The 17,241-nt window shown below is 65.5% G+C and carries 16 protein-coding genes; 7 read left to right on the top strand and 9 right to left on the bottom strand.

Annotated elements, in window-relative coordinates; translation table 11 throughout:
- Position 1 precedes the first annotated feature (1 nt).
- Together CXY75_RS12950 and CXY75_RS12945 are read left to right on the top strand one after the other, a co-directional pair.
- Positions 2–1,294, top strand: a complete 1,293-nt coding sequence (locus CXY75_RS12950) for a dihydrolipoamide acetyltransferase family protein (protein ID WP_104083214.1) — start codon at positions 2–4, stop codon at positions 1,292–1,294.
- Positions 1,295–1,338: 44 nt separating this feature from the next.
- Positions 1,339–2,067 (top strand): metalloregulator ArsR/SmtB family transcription factor, encoded by a 729-nt coding sequence (locus CXY75_RS12945; protein WP_104083213.1) that lies wholly within the window; start codon positions 1,339–1,341, stop codon positions 2,065–2,067.
- Here the strand turns inward: CXY75_RS12945 and CXY75_RS12940 are convergent.
- Genes CXY75_RS12940 through CXY75_RS12930 form a run of 3 tightly spaced genes read right to left on the bottom strand, consistent with a single transcriptional unit; the run spans position 2,064 to position 4,388 of the window.
- Positions 2,064–2,291, bottom strand: coding sequence for a ferrous iron transport protein A (locus CXY75_RS12940; protein WP_104083212.1), 228 nt, complete (start codon positions 2,289–2,291; stop codon positions 2,064–2,066). The two genes, CXY75_RS12945 and CXY75_RS12940, sit on opposite strands and share 4 nt — an antisense overlap.
- Positions 2,288–2,986, bottom strand: coding sequence for a TrkA family potassium uptake protein (locus tag CXY75_RS12935; protein WP_104083211.1), 699 nt, complete (start codon positions 2,984–2,986; stop codon positions 2,288–2,290). Before CXY75_RS12935 ends, CXY75_RS12940 begins: the two co-directional genes overlap by 4 nt.
- On the bottom strand, positions 2,979–4,388 hold the full coding sequence (locus tag CXY75_RS12930; protein WP_233201893.1) for a TrkH family potassium uptake protein: 1,410 nt from the start codon (positions 4,386–4,388) through the stop codon (positions 2,979–2,981). Before CXY75_RS12930 ends, CXY75_RS12935 begins: the two co-directional genes overlap by 8 nt.
- 140 nt (positions 4,389–4,528) lie before the next feature.
- Between CXY75_RS12930 and CXY75_RS12925 the strand changes: the two genes are divergently transcribed.
- Positions 4,529–5,089: a hypothetical protein gene (locus tag CXY75_RS12925; protein ID WP_146069467.1), complete on the top strand. Its 561-nt coding sequence runs from the start codon at positions 4,529–4,531 to the stop codon at positions 5,087–5,089.
- On the opposite strand, the gene CXY75_RS12920 is transcribed toward CXY75_RS12925, so the two are convergent.
- From CXY75_RS12920 to CXY75_RS12900, 5 genes are all read right to left on the bottom strand, one after another.
- Positions 5,086–6,477: an FAD-binding oxidoreductase gene (locus CXY75_RS12920; protein ID WP_233201892.1), complete on the bottom strand. Its 1,392-nt coding sequence runs from the start codon at positions 6,475–6,477 to the stop codon at positions 5,086–5,088. The genes CXY75_RS12925 and CXY75_RS12920 overlap by 4 nt on opposite strands.
- The gene (locus CXY75_RS12915) at positions 6,474–7,187 is read right to left on the bottom strand and encodes a phosphatase PAP2 family protein (protein WP_104083329.1); all 714 of its coding nucleotides are present in this window, start codon (positions 7,185–7,187) and stop codon (positions 6,474–6,476) included. Before CXY75_RS12915 ends, CXY75_RS12920 begins: the two co-directional genes overlap by 4 nt.
- Positions 7,188–7,311: 124 nt before the next feature.
- The gene (locus CXY75_RS12910; protein WP_233201891.1) at positions 7,312–8,589 is read right to left on the bottom strand and encodes a multidrug effflux MFS transporter; all 1,278 of its coding nucleotides are present in this window, start codon (positions 8,587–8,589) and stop codon (positions 7,312–7,314) included.
- Positions 8,590–8,611: 22 nt separating this feature from the next.
- Positions 8,612–9,847, bottom strand: coding sequence for an ROK family transcriptional regulator (locus tag CXY75_RS12905; RefSeq protein WP_104083208.1), 1,236 nt, complete (start codon positions 9,845–9,847; stop codon positions 8,612–8,614).
- Positions 9,848–9,865: 18 nt separating this feature from the next.
- Positions 9,866–10,453 carry a DUF222 domain-containing protein gene (locus tag CXY75_RS12900; RefSeq protein WP_158251198.1) on the bottom strand — a complete coding sequence of 196 codons (588 nt, stop codon included), beginning with the start codon at positions 10,451–10,453 and terminating at the stop codon, positions 9,866–9,868.
- A 355-nt stretch (positions 10,454–10,808) separates the two neighbouring features.
- Here CXY75_RS12900 and CXY75_RS12895 point away from each other — a divergent pair, with 355 nt between their 5' ends.
- On the top strand, positions 10,809–11,813 hold the full coding sequence (locus tag CXY75_RS12895; RefSeq protein WP_104083206.1) for an aldo/keto reductase family protein: 1,005 nt from the start codon (positions 10,809–10,811) through the stop codon (positions 11,811–11,813).
- 101 nt (positions 11,814–11,914) lie between these two features.
- Positions 11,915–12,760, top strand: coding sequence for an NAD(P)-dependent oxidoreductase (locus CXY75_RS12890; protein ID WP_104083205.1), 846 nt, complete (start codon positions 11,915–11,917; stop codon positions 12,758–12,760).
- 223 nt (positions 12,761–12,983) lie between these two features.
- On the opposite strand, the gene CXY75_RS12885 is transcribed toward CXY75_RS12890, so the two are convergent.
- Entirely contained in the window at positions 12,984–14,240 is a 1,257-nt protein-coding gene (locus tag CXY75_RS12885) for a D-arabinono-1,4-lactone oxidase (protein WP_104083204.1), read from the bottom strand.
- A gap of 173 nt (positions 14,241–14,413) precedes the next feature.
- On the opposite strand from CXY75_RS12885, the gene xylA reads away from it, so the two are divergent.
- Positions 14,414–15,619, top strand: a complete 1,206-nt coding sequence (gene xylA, locus CXY75_RS12880; protein WP_104083203.1) for a xylose isomerase — start codon at positions 14,414–14,416, stop codon at positions 15,617–15,619.
- Positions 15,620–15,776: 157 nt separating this feature from the next.
- Complete coding sequence (gene xylB, locus CXY75_RS12875) at positions 15,777–17,219, top strand: xylulokinase (RefSeq protein WP_104083202.1); 1,443 nt, start codon at positions 15,777–15,779, stop codon at positions 17,217–17,219.
- The last annotated feature ends 22 nt before the right edge of the window (positions 17,220–17,241 follow it).

Below are 17,241 nucleotides of genomic sequence, written 5' to 3'. Positions count from 1 at the left end.
TATGCCCGACGTCATTATGCCCCGTCTCTCCGACACCATGGAGGAGGGCGAACTCAGCCGCTGGGTGAAGCAGGTCGGCGACGAGATTCACAAGGGCGACGTGCTCGCTGAAATCGAAACCGACAAGGCCACGATGGACCTCGAAGCCTTCGACACTGGCATTCTTGAGCAGCTCTTCGTCGTTGCTGGTGCCCTCGTGCCGATCGGCGCTCCGGTCGCCCGTATCGGAGACGGTAGCAACATCGTCGAGGACGGCGCTGCTCCGGCCGCTCCGGCCGCTCCGATCGCGACTCCAGTAGCGGATGCCGCCGCGCCAGCTCCAGCTCCAGCTCCAACCCCTGCACCGGCCGCTGCCGCTGCACCTGCCGCTGTCCCTGCCCCTACCCCTGGCCCAAACCCCACCGGCGAGCTTCGTACCTCACCGCTGGCCCGCAAGATCGGCCGCGAGCACGGCATCGACCTGCACACGCTCGTCGGCACCGGGCCCCAAGGCCGCATCACTCGCACCGACGTGGACGCCGCGATCCTGGCACAGGAGAGCGCAGCATCCGCTCCGGCACCGGCCGCGGTAACCGTCGCTGCAACGCCCACCAAGGCAGCCGTTACGACCGACTCTGTCGCCGTGCCGGTCAGCCGCATTCGCGCCGTCACCGCCCGTCGGCTCACCGAGAGCCAGGCCGTTCCGCACTTCTTCCTGACCAGCGTCGTCAATGTGGAGCGGCTCGTCGCGTTTCGCGCCGACGTGAACGCCTCGCTCGAGACGGTCGGCAGCAAGGTCAGCCTGAACGACTTGTTCGTGCGGGCCAGCGCGGTTGTGCTGCGCGCGCACCCCGAGGTGAATGCCTCGTGGGGCGATGGAGTCATTCTGCGCCATAACCACGTCAACGTTGGCGTTGCCGTCGCGACCGACGACGGGCTGCTCGTTCCGGTAGTCGCTGACGCCGACCAGAAGTCGCTCGCCGCCATTGCCACCGAGACGCGCGCCCTGGCCGGTCTGGCCCGAACGGGCGGCCTGTCCCTGGCTCAGATGTCGGGCGGAACGTTCACCATCAGCAACCTCGGCATGTTCGGCATCGATTCGTTCACCGCAGTGCTCAACCCGCCGGAAGCCGGAATTCTGGCCATCGGTGCTGCGAGCGACTTGCCAGCCGTGCGTGACGGTGTGCTCGTGAACGTGCCAACGGTCAAAATCACCCTGACCGTCGATCACCGGGTGCTCGACGGAGCCGTCGCCGCAGCGTTCCTGCGCGACCTGACGCAGCTGCTCGAAGAGCCGTTGCGCATCGTTCTCTAATTGAGAGCACGTTATTACTCATAAATCAGGACTACTCTAAAGTAGTGGATCCCCAAGAGCGCAGTCCCGCCTGGCACGCCGCGTTGGCGTCGCCAGTACGGCGACGTGTGCTGGAGTTTTTGGTCGACTCCACCGTGCCGCTCGACGCGACTGCGGTGGCCACGCACCTCAACTTGCACGTGACAACGGCCCGGTTTCATCTGGACCAGCTGCAGTCGGCTCGGCTGATTGAACGGGAGCCCGACCGGTCGGGCCAGCGCGGGCGACCGCGCATCCGCTTCAGCGCTGTGCGCGCGCCCCGCGGCGATCTGAACGATCAGCTCAGTGACGCCCTGGCCGGTGCGCTGGCCGAGGACGACGATGGTGGTCGTGCCCGAGCCATTCGCGCCGGCGAGAAATGGTCTGCAGCATTTGCCGGCGGGCTCTCCGCGTCAACCGGCACGGGCGCCGAACCGCTCATCGAACTACTCGATCAACTCGAGTTCGATCCACAACCGGACGCTACCGGCCAATCGATCGCGCTCACCGCCTGCCCATTCCGCGAGGCAGCCCGGGCCAACCCCGGCGTGGTCTGCGCCGTGCACCTCGGCCTGATCCAACAGGTTTCCCGCACCCTCGGCCACGACGACAGCACGGTGCAGCTCCTCCCCTTCGTCGGCCCGAACCTCTGCATGGTTCATCTCGGCGCTGACTGGGGCGACCCGCTCCCGTCCGGGGCGCCATCCGTCGAGCCGCCCATCGTTTCCGATCCGGCCGCCGCTCCCGAGACCTAACCTCGGCGCACCCGCGGCTCAGGCGCCGGCGGCACCTCTTTCGCGGCGACCACGTCGACCATGGCCAGTCTTACTAGCCCGCGCTTGGTTTCCACCGAAACGGATGCCGCGTCGCGGCTGCGCAGAAACCCCAGCGCATCGGTGTACCCACCGGAAATGCGCGTGCGCACGACGACCCGCATGCCGAGCGGGGCATCCGTTAGAAAAGCGAACGGACCACTCATCGCATCAGGCTGTACTTTTCGACCCGCGCGGAGTCTCCGGCGATGAGGATGATATCGCCATCCTCGATGACGGTGTCGAGTGAGGTGTAGCTCCAGCCGACGCCTGGCCGATGAAACGCTGTCACCGTCACACCATAGCGGGCCCGCACCTTGGCCTGGCCGAGCGGCACGCCGATGAGCGAGCGCGGCGGCGTCGTCTTGACCAACGCGAAGTTCTCACCGATCTCGATATAGTCCTGCATGGCACCGCGCACGAGGTGGGCGACGCGCTTTCCCATATCTTTCTCGGGATAGATGACATGGTTGACACCGAGCTGGGTGAGAATCTCACCGTGCGGGTCGCTCACCGCTTTCGCCCAAATGTTGGGAATACCCAGCTTCAGCAGCAGGGACGCGGTGAGGATATTGGCCTGAATGTCGCCGCCGATCGCCACAACGACGCTCGCGAAGTCGGGTACCGAGAGCTCCCGCAGCGTCGCCTCCTTGGTCGAATCTGCACGCACTACGTGGGTGAGCAGCCGGTTGTGTGCCTGCACGATTTCTTCGTCACCATCGATGCCGAGCACCTCGGTGCCGCTCGTCATGAGTTCGAGGGCGAGGGCACTGCCGAAGCGACCGAGACCGATCACGACGACCGATTCGGCCTCGGCTAGGCGGGCCGAGTCGCGATGCCCGAACAGCGGATATTTAGCCAATGATCGGCCTCTCCTTGGGGAGTTCGTAGGTGGAGTGCCGCTCGCGCAGGGCGATGGCCGATGCAAAAGTGATGGGGCCGAGCCGACCGATGAACATGAGCAAAATGAGAATGACCTGCCCCTCCCAGGGCAGCCCCGCGGTGATGCCGGTTGACAGGCCCACCGTTGCAAACGCGCTGATCGCCTCGAACAGCAGGGCGTCCAGCGAGATGTCGGTCATCAGCATGAGTGCTGCCGTCGCCGCGATGATCACACCGACCGCGAGCAACGCGATGGTGATGGCCTCGCGGTGCACAGCGCGCGACAGGCGCTTGCCGAACACGTTGACGGCGACCTGGCCGCGCACCTCGGTCCACAGAATGAAGAACAGCACGGCAAACGTGGTGATCTTGATACCGCCGGCGGTTCCCGCCGGGCCGCCACCGATCAGCATAAGCACGTCCATGCCGAGCAGGCTCGCCGAGTCCATCTGGCCGATGTCGATGCTGTTGAAACCGGCGGTACGAGTCTGCACCGCCTGAAAGAATCCGGTGAGCAATTTGCCCGGCCAGTCCAGCGGTCCGAGGGTATTCGGGTTGCCCCACTCGACGGCGGTGATATATGCCGTTCCGAGAATAAGTAGCACGATGGTGCCGGCCATGACGATGCGGGTGTTCATGGTCCAGGTGCGAATCGACCAGCGCTGTTTTGACCAGCGCAGTGGATGTTGCATTTGGCTGCGCAGTTGCCGCCGCAGCTGCACGATCACCGGAAACCCAAGGCCCCCCAAGATGACCGCCGCGCTGATCGGCAGGCAGATCCAGGCATCCGTTGCGTAACCCATGAGGTTGTCGCTGAAGAGAGCGAAGCCGGCATTGTTGAAGCTCGAAACGGAGTGAAACACCCCGAGCCAGACCGCGCGCCCGACCGGTTCGCCGTAACCGATGATGAAACGCAGGGCCAACAGTACGGCGACCGTCACCTCGATGGCCAGGGAGATGCGCACCACGCCCAAGACCAGACCCTTGACGTCTTCAAGGCCGACGCTCTTGGTCTCGGCGGCGGCCGTGATGCGCGAACGCAGGGAGAGCTTGCGGGCGATGGCGAGGCCCACCACCGAGGCAAAGGACATGATGCCAAAACCGCCGACTTGGATCAGCAGCAGGATGACGATGTGGCCGAATGGGGTCCAGTAGACGGCCGTGTCGACGACGGTGAGGCCGGTCACACAGACGGCGCTTGTCGCGGTGAACAGCGCTTCCAGAAACGATGCTCCGCCGGGTCCGACCCGGGCGTTAGGCAGCATGAGCAGGGCAGTTCCGCTAAGAATCGTGAGGGCAAAACCAGAGACGACGACCTGCGCCGGATGCAGGCGGAGAGGTTTCGTTATGTTGCCGCGTTCGCCGACGGCCCGTGAGTGCACGGATCCAACTCTACGCGGGGGCGCCGACACGTAATTCTGCGACCCGCCAATGCAGCCGCGGAGGAGCGCTGCGTCTAGCCCCTCTCTGGGGCGCATCACCGTCGCAGCATGTGCGCAATACTCGAGAACGGGGGAAATCAATGATGATGCACGCGGGGAGCGAACGACTACAAAAACGGGTATTGCGCCCGCGAGAGCGGATCGTGCCGCACGCGATCATTGGGGCGCTCGCCTTGTTTATCCCGCTCTTTGCCGTGTTGTATTGGCTGTCCATTCCGCGCCAGACCTGGCCTTTTGTGCTCGAGGCTCAAAGCGGACTCACCACCGTCGGCGCGATCTTCGTCGTCGGGGTCAACAAAATGACCCTCAAAGTCAACACCGACGGTCTCTCTATTCGGGGCTTGCTCGGTCACCGGACACGCCTTGCCACCAGCACTATCGGCAGTCTTCTGCTGGTCGATCTGTATCAGAGCAGCACGGTCGAGTATCTGCCACATCTCTATGTGCTCGACTCTGACGACGACGTGCTGCTGCACCTGAGTGGTCACCTGTGGTCGCGATCAGCGCTTGAGAGCGTGATCGACGGGCTGGGCATCGCCGCGCTGCGCCTACCCGACCCGCTCACGGCGGTCGAACTCGACCAGCTGCGGCCCCAGCTCCGGCACCGCCTGGTGCGCCGCGCAGCCCAGCTGACCGGCTAGTGCCCGCGCCCAGACACCACGTCCGCCACCCGCGCGACCGGTGACGTCGTGCGGCGGCCGGTCAATTCGGTGCGATCGGCGAACGAATAGGCTCGGTACAACGCCGTGACCGCGAGCCAGCGCAACGGTTCCGGCTCCCACGGGCGCACCCGATGGTTCACCCAGGGCAGCTCGGTGAGTGCGCTGCTGCTGCCGAGAATCAGGTCGGTCAGTGTGCGGCCGGCCAAGTTTGCGGTCGCGACGCCGGTGCCCACATACCCTCCGGCCCAGGCCAGTCCGGTCTGCGGGTCGAGACCAACGGTGGCAGCCCAATCCCGGGGCACCCCGAGCACGCCAGACCACGCGTGGTCGATGCGTGCAGTGGCAGTGGCCGGAAAGAACCGCACGAGGATTTTCCTCAGGGCGTCGATGGTGGCTTGCGGGGTCCGGCCGTCGGCATCCGTTTTCGAACCGAATCGGTATGGCACGCCCCGCCCGCCGATCGCGATGCGGTCGTCGATGGTGCGCTGCGCGTACATATAGGCGTGCGCCATGTCGCCTAGGGTTTCCCGGCCCGACCAGCCGATCTTGTGCCAAACGGATGCGTCGAGCGGCTCGGTCGCGATCAGCGAGGAATTCATCGGAAGCCAGGCTCGATGCAAACCCTTCAGGCCGGCCGTGAAACCCTCCGTAGCGCGCACGACGAACGCGGCCTCGACCGTGCCGTGCTCGGTCACCGCCCGGTTGGCGGCAATCTCACTCACCGTGGTATTTTCGTACAGCTCAACGCCCAGCGCCACCACCGTGCTCGCCAGCCCGGCCACGAGCTGGGCCGGATTGAGGCGGGCGCAGTGTGGATGCCACATGCCCCCGGTAGTTCCAGCCACGTTGATGCGGTTCTGCGCCTGGGCCTTCGAGAGCAACTCCACATCGGTCTGCGGCCAGGCCTGTTCGGCCCGCGCCGCAGCCTCGAGCCGGTACTGTTGCGGGTCGTCATAGGCGACCGTGAACTCGCCGCCCTTGACGATGCCGGCGTCAATACCCTCAGCGGCGGCGACACGAATGACCTCATCGACGGTCTCATTCATGGCGGACTGAAAGCGTTCGACCAGCGGTCTGCCGTGCGCCTTAACGTACTGGTCGCGGCCGCCGGTGATTGAATTCGTCAGCCAGCCACCATTGCGGCCGGAGGCACCGAACCCGGCAAAACGGGCCTCGAGCACGACGATGCGCAGCTGCGGCGCCGCCTTCTTCAGGTAGTAGGCGGTCCACAGGCCGGTGTACCCAGCACCAACAATGACAATATCGGCACTGGTCGACCCCGGCAGGGGCGCCCGCGATGGGGGTTGCCCGAGCTGGTTCCACCAGAACGACACGTCGCCATTGCGCCGCGGGGTCACTTTCGTCACGATTGGGCCGCCCTCTTTCGGTCTCGTTCGAGCCGCAGCCGGACGGCGATTTCGCGTTCGCCGGCAATTTTGGCCGCCATCGGAGCCCAGACCACGATGGCAACCCCCGCGCCGAGCAGCAGCCCGCCGATGGTGTCGGTCAGCCAGTGCGCACCGAGGTAGGTGCGGCTGAGCAGCATCACGACCGTGTACGCGGCGCCGGCCAGCACCACCCAGAGCCGCGGAAAGATGATGAACAGGCACACAGCCATGGTCGCCGCATTGGCGACGTGGCCGGAAGGGAACGACCCGAAATCCGAGGTGACCAGCATGTCTTCTGGGCGGGCCCGTCCAAAGAGTTGCTTCAGGAGTTGCACGCCGCCGGCGCTGAGTACGGTAGCCACGAGGTAATAGCCCGCCGCCCATGGTCGTTTAATGAGCACGAAGGCCAGGGTGATCACGAACGGCACGATCAGCACCCCGAACAAGCCGCCGCCGAGGGCGTTCATAAAGAGGGAGGGAATCTCCCAGATCGGGGATCGGTGTTCAATGACCTCGTCCATCCACTCGGTGTCGACCTCGAGGGCGAGTCCGTTGGAGCGCACGACCACAACGATACCGAGCAGGGCGGCCAGCGCGAGGGCGGAGAGCCCGCTGATCACGGGCCAGCGGCGCGATACCCGTCGGGCCGCCGGGTCAGCCGCGCGTTCGGGAGGCTGAGGGTTGGTCATCTCGCCATCGTAGAACAGCCACCCCCCGATTAGGCCACCGGCGGGCCGAACCCGCGTCATCCGCTCCCCCCCGTGTGCGCACCGAGCCTGGGCCCGGTCGGTGGGCCGGGGCCACCGCGCGGCCTTAGCGCTCGAGCGCCGGCACCGTGCGCGGCCGCACGACCAGCCAGAGCGACAGCAGCGATATCACGGCAGTGACTCCCATAACGGATGCCATCGGAATGGCCGTTCCCACACCCAGCAGTCCCACAATCGGAGAGATCAAACCGGCAACGCCGAAGTTCGCCGCGCCGAGCAGTGATGCTGCGGTTCCAGCCTCGTGCCCATGCGCGTTGAGCGCGATGACCTGCACGCTCGGTAGTGTAAAGCCGCACGCCGCGATGAAGAACCACAGTGGAACGAGGGTGCCCCAGATGCCCATACCGGCAGAGTCGAACAGTACGATCGCCGCGGCGGTGAGCAACAGCACAACCGTGGAGACCGACAAAATCCACTGCGGCCCAATGTTATATCGATGCATCAGGCGCGAACTCAACTGCACGCCCGTGACGACGCCGAGCGAGTTCACGGCAAACAACAGGCCGTATTCCTGCGGACTGAACTGGTAGACATCCTGAAAAAGAAACGGCGACGCCGAGAGGTAGGAGAACAGCCCGGTGAACGTCATCGCGCCGATAAGGGCGACGCCCACGAAGGTACGGTCGCTCAGCACCGCCTTGTAGCGCTGCGCCAGGGTGCTGTGCCCCTTCGCGTGCCGCTCGGCCTCCGGCAGGGTCTCCACGATCCAGAACGCGACGGCGAGAATGACGATGATTCCGTAGGCGGCGAGCGCCCAGAAGATGCCGCGCCAGTTCATCACGAGCAGCAGCTGGGAGCCAATGACCGGCGCGAGCACGGGCGCGAGACCGCTGACAAGGGCGAGGCGCGAGAGCATCTTCACGAGCGGCTTGCCACCGAACAGGTCGCGTACCATTGCCATCGCCACCACAGCACCGGCCGCTGCACCAAAACCCTGCAGCACGCGAAACACCGCGAGCATGACGATGTCGTTGGACATGGCGGCACCGACGCAGGCGAGAATGTGCACGCCGGTGGCGAGCATCAGCGGCAGCCGACGGCCAACCTTGTCGCTCCACGGCCCCACGACGAGCTGCCCGAACCCGAAACCGATCATGGTTCCCGTCAGGGTGAGCTGAATGACCGCGGGCAACACCCCAAATTCACTCTCGAGCGTCGGGAAGGCCGGCAGATACAGGTCGATCGTGAACGGCCCGAGTGCCGTGAGGGCGCCGAGAATAATAATGTAGACGATGCGCTGCCGACGGGACAGCGTGTCCCCGGGGTGCACAGCAGTTGAGGTTAGTTGCGCGGCGGTAACCACGGGAATGCTGGCAGTAATCACGAAGCGGATGTCCTTGGTTGGTCTAATGAGGAATACTGGCGGCGGGCGAACCCGCAGCTTTTACGCTAAGCGCGGGCAGCCCCAAAGTATTCCCACGATCCAGCTGCGGGTCGAGCAGAAGCGCCTCGAAAGCCAGCTCGGCCGCCCCGATCAGGAGCAGATTCGAGCCGAGCAGCGCGGGAGCGATCTGCACACCGTCGAACGCGGTCCCCAGCGACAGTGCGGCGACCGCGCGGCTGAGCCGGTCGGGGTCCGCGGCGTGCAGAGCGGCGAGAAACCCGCCGAGCACGATCAGCTGCGGGTTGAGCACGTTGACCGCGCCGGCCAGGGCGACGGCCAGAAAGTCGAGCTGCCGCCCGACCTCGGCGTGCACTGATGGCGAGTCGGAGGCGAGCAGCGCGCGTTCGAGGGTGTCGGCATCCGTTTCGCTCGCCTGGAGGCCCAGCACCGTGAGCAGGGCGTCGCGGGTGACCTCGGCTTCGAGTGTTCCCGCGATGCCGGCCGAGTCGGCACGCCCGCTCGCGCTGACCCGGGTGTGCCCGAATTCCCCGGCGTAGCCCGCACGGCCACCGGTCGCCATTCCCCCGACGACCAGGCCGCCGCCGATGCCGCTCGACCCGCCGTTGAGATAGATGAGGTCGGTCATGCCCTGCCCGGCACCGAAATAGCGTTCCGCGCTCGCGCCGAGACTAGCGTCGTTGGCGGCGACGACGGGCAGGCCCGTTGCCGCCGCGAGCAGGTCGCACAGCGGCTCGTCGACCCAGCCGAGGTGCGGTGCGTGGCGCACCAAACCGTCCGATGCGCGCACCAGCCCCGGTACCGCCAGACCTATGCCGATTATGGAATATTGACTCAAGGCGTTCCGCAGATCGTCGACGATGCCTGCGGTGATCGCCACGGCCTCGACCGCCGTCGGCGACGACGACGTCGCAAAGCGGATGCTGCGGTGCACGACGCCACTCAAGGCGACCACTCCCACGGTGATCGCGTCGATCTCGGGGTTCACCGCGATGGCGACGACGCGGTCGCTCGCCACGACGATCGGGCTGGGGCGACCGGCCAGCTTGGTGGGATCGGGCGTGCGCTCCTCGACCAGCCCGCGCTCGCCCAGCTCAGCGACTAATGTACCGACCGTCGACCGGTTCAGGCCGGTCTGCCGGGTTAGCTGCGCGCGGGACGCCGCCCCGCCCCGGTGTACGAGTCGCAGAATTGTCGACAGGTTGTGGCGACGCACGTCGTCATGACTATTGCCCTGCATGGCGCCCCTCCTTTCCGTTTAACATTCAGGCTCCGATGCGGGCGCTGCCTGTCCTCGCAATACGTTGCCCCAGCCTACAAAATGTCCCCATCGTTCGCAGCACGGGACTGGCATAATACGAATATCGGCATAGTGGACTTCGCACCAGCGTGCGGGGATGTTGCAGCCGGGGATGATGCAGCCTTCGTCGCGGGCGGCGATGGCTGCGCGTTGTGTGGCGGTGAAGCAGCGGATTGTGGTGCCGAGGTAGAGCACATCACCGTTGTCGCCGAAGAGGGCGTGTTTGTAGCCGCTGGTGCAGATGAGTTCTTTCACGCGGCGAAACGATATGGGGGCTTCGATACCGTCGATCCAGCCGACGCCGCGGCCTTGGTCAAGGTCGGCGGCGTTGATGTGCACCATGACGGTGGGGGCTGCGCCGCCCATGGTCGGGGTCTGCGGGTCGCGTGCGGCCGCTTCACACACCGATCGGAGGATGTCGGCACGTTTTTCGCCGGCGGTGCGGCGGTCGCCGTCGAAACGGGTGTCGCCAGTGAACGAGTCGGCACTGAACGGGTGCGCACTGAACGGCTCGGTGCCGAACGCTGCTGCGCCGGGGATCAGCACGCGCGCAATTATTCACCCACTCTCGCGGTGTCATCCGTGCCGACAGGGACCAGCTCACGAAACGGAGAAAATTTTCGACTACTGCCTTATGACCATTAAATTTTTGGTGCATCGAGGTGGATCTCCAGCGGCGACTTGATAGAACGGGCACGGATATCCCAACCGCCTTACAGATTCTCAAGGAATTCGACGACAACCTGCTCGCCCGGATCGATGCAGGACGAGGCGCCAAGTACGTGGCCGAACGACACACCCAAATTGACCAGCGTGAGATTCGCACAGACGGAAGTTCACGGCGCCGTGATACGTTGCCCCTGTCAACAAATCGTCAGCGAAGCTGGCAGACAGGGACTCCATGGAATTTCGTTACCTCGGAAACAGCGGGCTGAAAGTCTCCGAAATCACCTACGGCAACTGGCTCACCCACGGGTCTCAGATCGAAAATGACACCGCAACGGCCTGCGTGCGCGCGGCCCTGGACGTGGGAATCAGCTCCTTCGACACCGCGGATGTCTATGCCAACACCATGGCAGAGCAGGTGCTCGGCAACGCACTCAAGGGCGAACGCCGCCAGTCCCTCGAGATCTTCACCAAGGTGTTCGGCCCCACCGGCCCGAAGGGCCACAACGACGTCGGACTCTCGCGCAAGCACATCCTCGAGTCGATCGACGGCTCCCTCACCCGGCTACAGACCGACTACGTCGACCTGTACCAGGCGCACCGCTACGACGTTGAGACCCCACTCGAGGAGACGATGCAGGCCTTCGCCGACGTCGTGCGCCAGGGCAAAGCCCTCTACATCGGGGTGAGCGAGTGGAACGCCGAGCAGCTGCGCGCCGGACACAAACTGGCCCGCGAACTCGGCATTCAGTTGATCTCCAACCAGCCGCAGTACTCAATGCTCTGGCGCGTGATTGAGTCGGAGGTGGTTCCGGCCGCCGAGGAGCTCGGTGTCTCGCAGATCGTTTGGTCCCCCGTGGCTCAGGGCGTACTCACCGGCAAATATCTGCCGGGTCAGGCGCTCCTTGCAGGCAGCAGGGCAACGGATGCCAAGGGCGGCGCCAACACGATCAAGCGTTGGATGAGTACCGAGGTTCTCACTGCCGTGCAGAAGCTGCGCCCGATCGCCGACGACCTCGGCCTGACCATGGCGCAGCTCGCGCTCGCCTGGGTGCTCGCGAACAAGAACGTCGCCTCCGCCATCATGGGTGCCTCGCGCCCCGATCAGGTCGCCGACAACGTCAAGGCCGCCGGAGTGCAGCTCGACGCCGAGGTACTGACCAAGATCGATGAGGCCGTCCGCGACCTGGCCGAGTTCGACCCACGCAAGACTGTCTCGCCCGAACAGCGCGAGGCGTAAGCAGCGCGAGGCCTCAGTAGCGCGAAGCGTAAGCTGCGCGCGGCCTCAGCTGCGCGCGGCCTCAGCCAGCGGCATCCGCTTTCAGGATTAAGGAGAAACGCATGAGAATCGCCGTTACCGGTGGCAGTGGCAAGCTCGGGCGCAGCGTTGTAACGCGACTGACCAGCGAGGGCCACGAGGTTACCAACCTCGACCAGTCGGGGGCTCGCGGCCCCGGATTCACCAAGATCGACCTGACCGACTACGGTCAGGTGATCGACGTGATGTTCGGCATCGACGACCGCACCGACGGGTTCGACGCGCTCGTGCATCTCGGCGCCATTCCGGCCCCGGGAATCCTGCCCGATGTGGCCACGTTCCACAACAACATTTTGGCGACCTACAACGTGTTTCAGGCGGCGCGGCGGGCCGGAATCAAGACAATCGTCTACGCCTCGAGCGAGACAACCCTCGGCCTGCCGTTCGATATCGATCCGCCGTATATTCCCGTCGACGAGGAGTACCCGGCCCGCCCGGAGAGCACGTATTCGCTGGTCAAGCACCTCGAAGAGCAAATGGCTATTCAGCTGGTGCGCTGGGATCCGCTTTTGAGTATCACGGCACTGCGATTCTCGAACGTGATGGACCCGGAAGACTACGCGGCCTTCCCCGCCTTCGACGCCGACACGATCCTGCGCAAGTGGAACCTGTGGGGCTACATCGACGGTCGCGACGGCGCCCAGGCCGTGCTGCGAGCGCTCGAGAAGGCTCAGCCGGGCTTCGAGACGTTCATCATCGCGGCCGCAGACACCGTGATGAGCCGTTCGAGTGCGAGCCTGGCCGCCGAGGTCTTTCCGAACGTCACCGTCACGAAGGAGGTCGGCGAACACGAGACCCTGCTGTCGATCGACAAGGCGAAGCGGATGCTCGGCTTCGCTCCCGAGCACAGCTGGCGCGACCACGTGTAGTGACCGGCCATAACTCTTCCGAAATGAGAACCCCATTGCCAGCCTTGGCCGTGATGGTGACGGCACCGTGGTCGTCGTCAACCTGACCCAGGAGTGAAAACAACGACTTACGGGCTTTGCTGGCGGTAATTGTGGTCATCGCTACTCCGCAAGATCAGATCACGGACTTGTACGAGAACTAGTACCACGGTGCTGGCAGCCGTTGTCAACACCTGGCGCGCGGTCAGCGCCCGAACACCGTGCGCTCCAGAAACGCGTTGCGAAACTTGCCGGTCGGGTCGAACCGGTCGGCCAAGGCGCGAAAATCGTCAAAGCGCGGATATACCGGTGCCAGCGCCGCGGCATCCGCTTGAAAGAGCTTGCCCCAGTGCGGCCGCACCAGAAACGGCGCGAGTGCCGCTTCGATGACGGGTAGCAGCGCCTCGACGGCGGCTTGCTCTGGTTTCCAGGTGAAGTGCAGGGCCACCCCGGCCCGGCCGTACGTGGAGCTCAGCCAGAGGTCGTCGGCGGCGATGCTGCGAATCTCGCTCACCAATACGAGGGGCGTGATGCGCAGAGACAGCGCTCGCATCGCCTCGATCGCCGCGACGGCATGCTCGCGGGGCACGTGATATTCGCTCTGCAACTCGTCGCCGTTGCTCGGAGTGAGCGCCAGACGAAAGTGCGCGAGTCGTTCCGACCATGCTCCGGCAACGCCGAGCTGCTCCGTGCAGTTGATCGCCGAAATGCCGGGCAGCGGATGCCGTCCCGCCGTTGCCGCAGACCCCCCGAAGAATGCCGCGCCGGCACTGAAGTCGCCGTCCCTACTCTTCACCCAAGCCTGGTCGACCGTGTCACCGTGCCAGTTCGTGAACAGGCTCACGCTGTACGCACTGCCCGTCACCGCGTCGAAATTCTGAAGCACCGCGCTCCAGGGCAGGTTTTCGTAAACGAACTGTTGCACCGCGAAGCTCGGCTCAATGTCCAGCGTGACCCGGGTGACGATGCCGAGGGCCCCGAGCGCCACCACCATGCCGGCGAAATCGGGGGTCGAGTCGCGGTCGACCCGCAGCAGCTCGCCCGAGCCCGTGACAATCTCGAGGGCCGACACCGCGGTCGCGAGGCTGCCATTGCGGTCGCCGGAGCCGTGGGTTCCGGTCGCGATCGCACCGGCCACACTGATGTGCGGCAACGAGGCGAGGTTGTGCAGGGCGAAGCCCCGGCGCTGCAGCTCAACGGCGAGGGTGCCGTAGGTCGTGCCGGCGGAAACCGCGACGGTCAGCGCCGCAGAGTCAATGACAATATTGTCGTCGAGGCCGTCGAGCGCTACCAGCGTGCCCGCCGAATCGGCAATGGCGTTGAAGGAATGCCGGGACCCCAGGGCGCGCACCCCAGTGGCCCCGGCGACGAGCAGCTGCACCTGTTCGACGTTGGACGGGTGCACAATCGGGGCCGTGTAGCGATAGTTGCCGGCCCAATTGTGTTCGCTGGTCTGGTTCATGCGGGGCCGCCTCACGGTATTTGATGTCTGTAACAACATACCAAGCGCCAGCGGTTCCCGCGCATGAGACATGCGGGCGATCAAGGCGTCGACGCACACACAATTGCGATCCTTCTCGATATATGTTTGAGTAATCAACAAATCATCAATGCAGCTGAAACGGAAGTAGTGACATGACCCTGAGTGACGTGAACCTCACCCCCACCCGCGACGACAAGTTCTCCTTCGGCCTCTGGACCGTCGGCTACAACGGCAGCGACCCGTTCGGTGGCCCGACCCGCCCCAAGCTCGACGTCGTCGACGCCGTCACCAACCTGGCCGAGCTCGGAGCCTACGGCCTGACCTTTCACGACGACGACCTGTTTGACTTCGGCTCAACGGATGCCGCCCGCCAGTCCCAGATCGACCGCCTCAAGCAGGCGCTCGCCGACACCGGCCTGATCGTGCCAATGGTCACCACCAACCTGTTCAGCGCCCCGGTCTTCAAGGACGGTGGCTTCACCTCTAACGACCGCGCGGTGCGCCGATTTGCCCTGCGCAAGGTGCTGCGCAACATCGACCTCGCCGCCGAGCTCGGCGCCAAGACCTTCGTCATGTGGGGCGGCCGCGAGGGCGCCGAGTATGACGCGGCCAAGGACATCCGTTCGGCGCTGGAGCGTTACCGCGAGGCCGTGAACCTGCTCGGTGACTACGTCACCGACAAGGGTTACGACATCCGCTTTGCCATTGAGCCCAAGCCCAACGAACCGCGCGGAGACATTCTGCTGCCGACCGTCGGCCACGCGATGGCCTTCATTGAAACATTGGAGCGGCCCGAAATGGTCGGGGTTAACCCCGAGGTTGGCCACGAGCAGATGGCCGGCCTCAACTTCGCCGCCGGCATCGCGCAGGCGCTGTACCAGGGCAAGCTGTTCCACATCGACCTCAACGGTCAGCGCGGAATCAAGTACGACCAGGACCTGGTCTTCGGCCACGGCGACCTGCAGAACGCATTCGCCCTCGTTGACCTGCTCGAAAACGGCGGCCCAAACGGCGGCCAGACCTATACCGGACCGCGCCACTTCGACTACAAGCCGAGCCGCACGGAAGACGTCGCCGGAGTGTGGACCTCGGCCGCGGCCAACATGCGCACCTACCTGCTGCTCAAGCAGCGGGCAGCAGCGTTCCGCGCTGATCCAGAGGTGCAGGCGGCCCTCGCCGCGTCGAAGGTACCTGACCTGTCGAACAACACGCTCGCCGCCGGCGAAAGCTACGACGACCTGCTGGCCGACCGCAGCGCCTACGAGGACTTCGACGCCGACGCCTACTTCGGCGGCAAGGGCTTCGGCTTCGTGCACCTGCAGCAGCTCGCCCTCGAGCACCTACTCGGCGCCCGCTAGCCGGCGCCCGGTGCCTCCGGTGGCTAATTTAGGCAATCCGTTCGTGTTCGCCCCGCCCGCCCCGTAAAATCGGGCCCGAGTTGGTGCTCGCGCGCCCGATTTCCTGAATTAGCCACCACCCACCCCGGATAACGCCTGAACTACGAACGGACATGTCATGACACTGGTTGCCGGGGTCGATTCGTCGACACAGAGTTGCAAGGTCGTCATTCGTGACGCCGATACCGGAGCGCTCGTGTGCTCCGGCCGGGCCAGCCATCCCGAAGGCACCGAGGTCGATCCCGCCGCCTGGTGGGAAGCCCTCGAGGAGGCAATCGCTGATGCCGGCGGCTTCGACGACGTCGCCGCCCTATCCGTTGCGGCCCAGCAGCACGGCATGGTCGTGCTCGATGTCGACGGCGAGGTCATCCGCCCGGCACTGCTCTGGAACGACACCCGGAGTGCTACGGCCGCGCTCCACCTGATATCAGAAGTGAGTGCCGCCGACTACGCAGCCCGCACCGGAGTCGTTCCGGTCGCGTCGTTCACCGCCACCAAGCTCCGCTGGCTGCGGGATGCCGAACCCGCCAACGCGACTCGGGTCGCGGCGGTCGCCCTGCCGCACGACTGGCTCACCTGGCGGCTGCGCGGCTTCGGCCCGGCCAATACCAGCCCTCTCGGTCCGGTGCTGACCGAGCTCACGACCGACCGTTCCGACGCGAGCGGCACCGCCTACTGGTCACCGAGCACCGGCGAGTACGACCTAAACCTGTTCGAGCTCGCCCTCGGCCACACGGCCACGCTCCCCCGTGTGCTGGGCGCCGCAGACCAGGCCGGAGTCACCGCGCGGTTGGTCGACAGCGCCAACCACGCCTGGCTGCCGGACGGTATCGTCGTTGGCGCCGGCGCCGGCGACAACGCAGCCGCCGCCCTCGGCCTGGGCGCCAGTTCCGGTGATGTGATCGTGTCGATCGGCACGAGCGGCACCGTCTTCGCCGTCACCGATCAGCCCACAACGGATGCCGCCGGCGCCGTCGCCGGGTTCGCCTCGGCTTCTGCAGACTTCCTGCCCTTGGTCGCCACCCTCAATGCCGCGCGCGTTCTCGACTCCATCGCAGCCCTACTCGCCGTGGACTATGACGAGTTGGGGCGCCTGGCCCTCGACGCCGAGCCCGGAGCCGACGGCCTCGTGCTGCAGCCGTACTTCGCGGGGGAACGCACGCCGAACCTGCCGGAGGCGACGGCATCCGTTTTCGGCATGACACTCGCGTCGACGACAAGGCCGAACCTCGCGCGCGCCGCGATCGAGGGCATGCTGTGCGGGCTGGCCGACGGTCTCGACGCCGTCACGGCGCAGGGCGTCAGCGTCACTCGCATTCTGCTCATCGGTGGAGCAGCGCAGAATCCCGCCGTGCGCGCCATCGCAGCCCAGGTGTTCGCGGCGCCAATCGTCGTGCCAGCGCCGGGCGAATATGTCGCCGACGGCGGAGCGGCACAGGCCGCCTGGGCGCTCACCGGGCGGCGTCCGAGCTGGGCTGCAGCCATCGCCGCCGAACCGGCACCCGACTTTCGGGCCGTCATTCGGGAACAGTACGCGGCGCACGTGGCCGTGGGCGTCTAGCACGAGTTACAGGGTCGCGCGA

The organism is Cryobacterium sp. Y11, assembly GCF_002929535.1.
In the GTDB taxonomy this organism is placed as follows: domain Bacteria; phylum Actinomycetota; class Actinomycetes; order Actinomycetales; family Microbacteriaceae; genus Cryobacterium.
The sequence above is the reverse complement of the archived record's forward strand: the minus strand, read 5'-3'. Positions and strand labels throughout refer to the sequence as shown.

Coding starts and splice junctions, on each gene's coding strand:
- CXY75_RS12940 (WP_104083212.1), bottom strand. CDS start 2,291: ATGAGTGGTCCGTTCGCTTTTCTAACGGATGCCCCGCTCGGCATGCGG.
- xylA (WP_104083203.1), top strand. CDS start 14,414: ATGACCCTGAGTGACGTGAACCTCACCCCCACCCGCGACGACAAGTTC.
- CXY75_RS12905 (WP_104083208.1), bottom strand. CDS start 9,847: ATGCAGGGCAATAGTCATGACGACGTGCGTCGCCACAACCTGTCGACA.
- CXY75_RS12885 (WP_104083204.1), bottom strand. CDS start 14,240: ATGAACCAGACCAGCGAACACAATTGGGCCGGCAACTATCGCTACACG.
- CXY75_RS12895 (WP_104083206.1), top strand. CDS start 10,809: ATGGAATTTCGTTACCTCGGAAACAGCGGGCTGAAAGTCTCCGAAATC.
- CXY75_RS12890 (WP_104083205.1), top strand. CDS start 11,915: ATGAGAATCGCCGTTACCGGTGGCAGTGGCAAGCTCGGGCGCAGCGTT.
- CXY75_RS12925 (WP_146069467.1), top strand. CDS start 4,529: ATGATGATGCACGCGGGGAGCGAACGACTACAAAAACGGGTATTGCGC.
- xylB (WP_104083202.1), top strand. CDS start 15,777: ATGACACTGGTTGCCGGGGTCGATTCGTCGACACAGAGTTGCAAGGTC.
- CXY75_RS12950 (WP_104083214.1), top strand. CDS start 2: ATGCCCGACGTCATTATGCCCCGTCTCTCCGACACCATGGAGGAGGGC.
- CXY75_RS12915 (WP_104083329.1), bottom strand. CDS start 7,187: ATGACCAACCCTCAGCCTCCCGAACGCGCGGCTGACCCGGCGGCCCGA.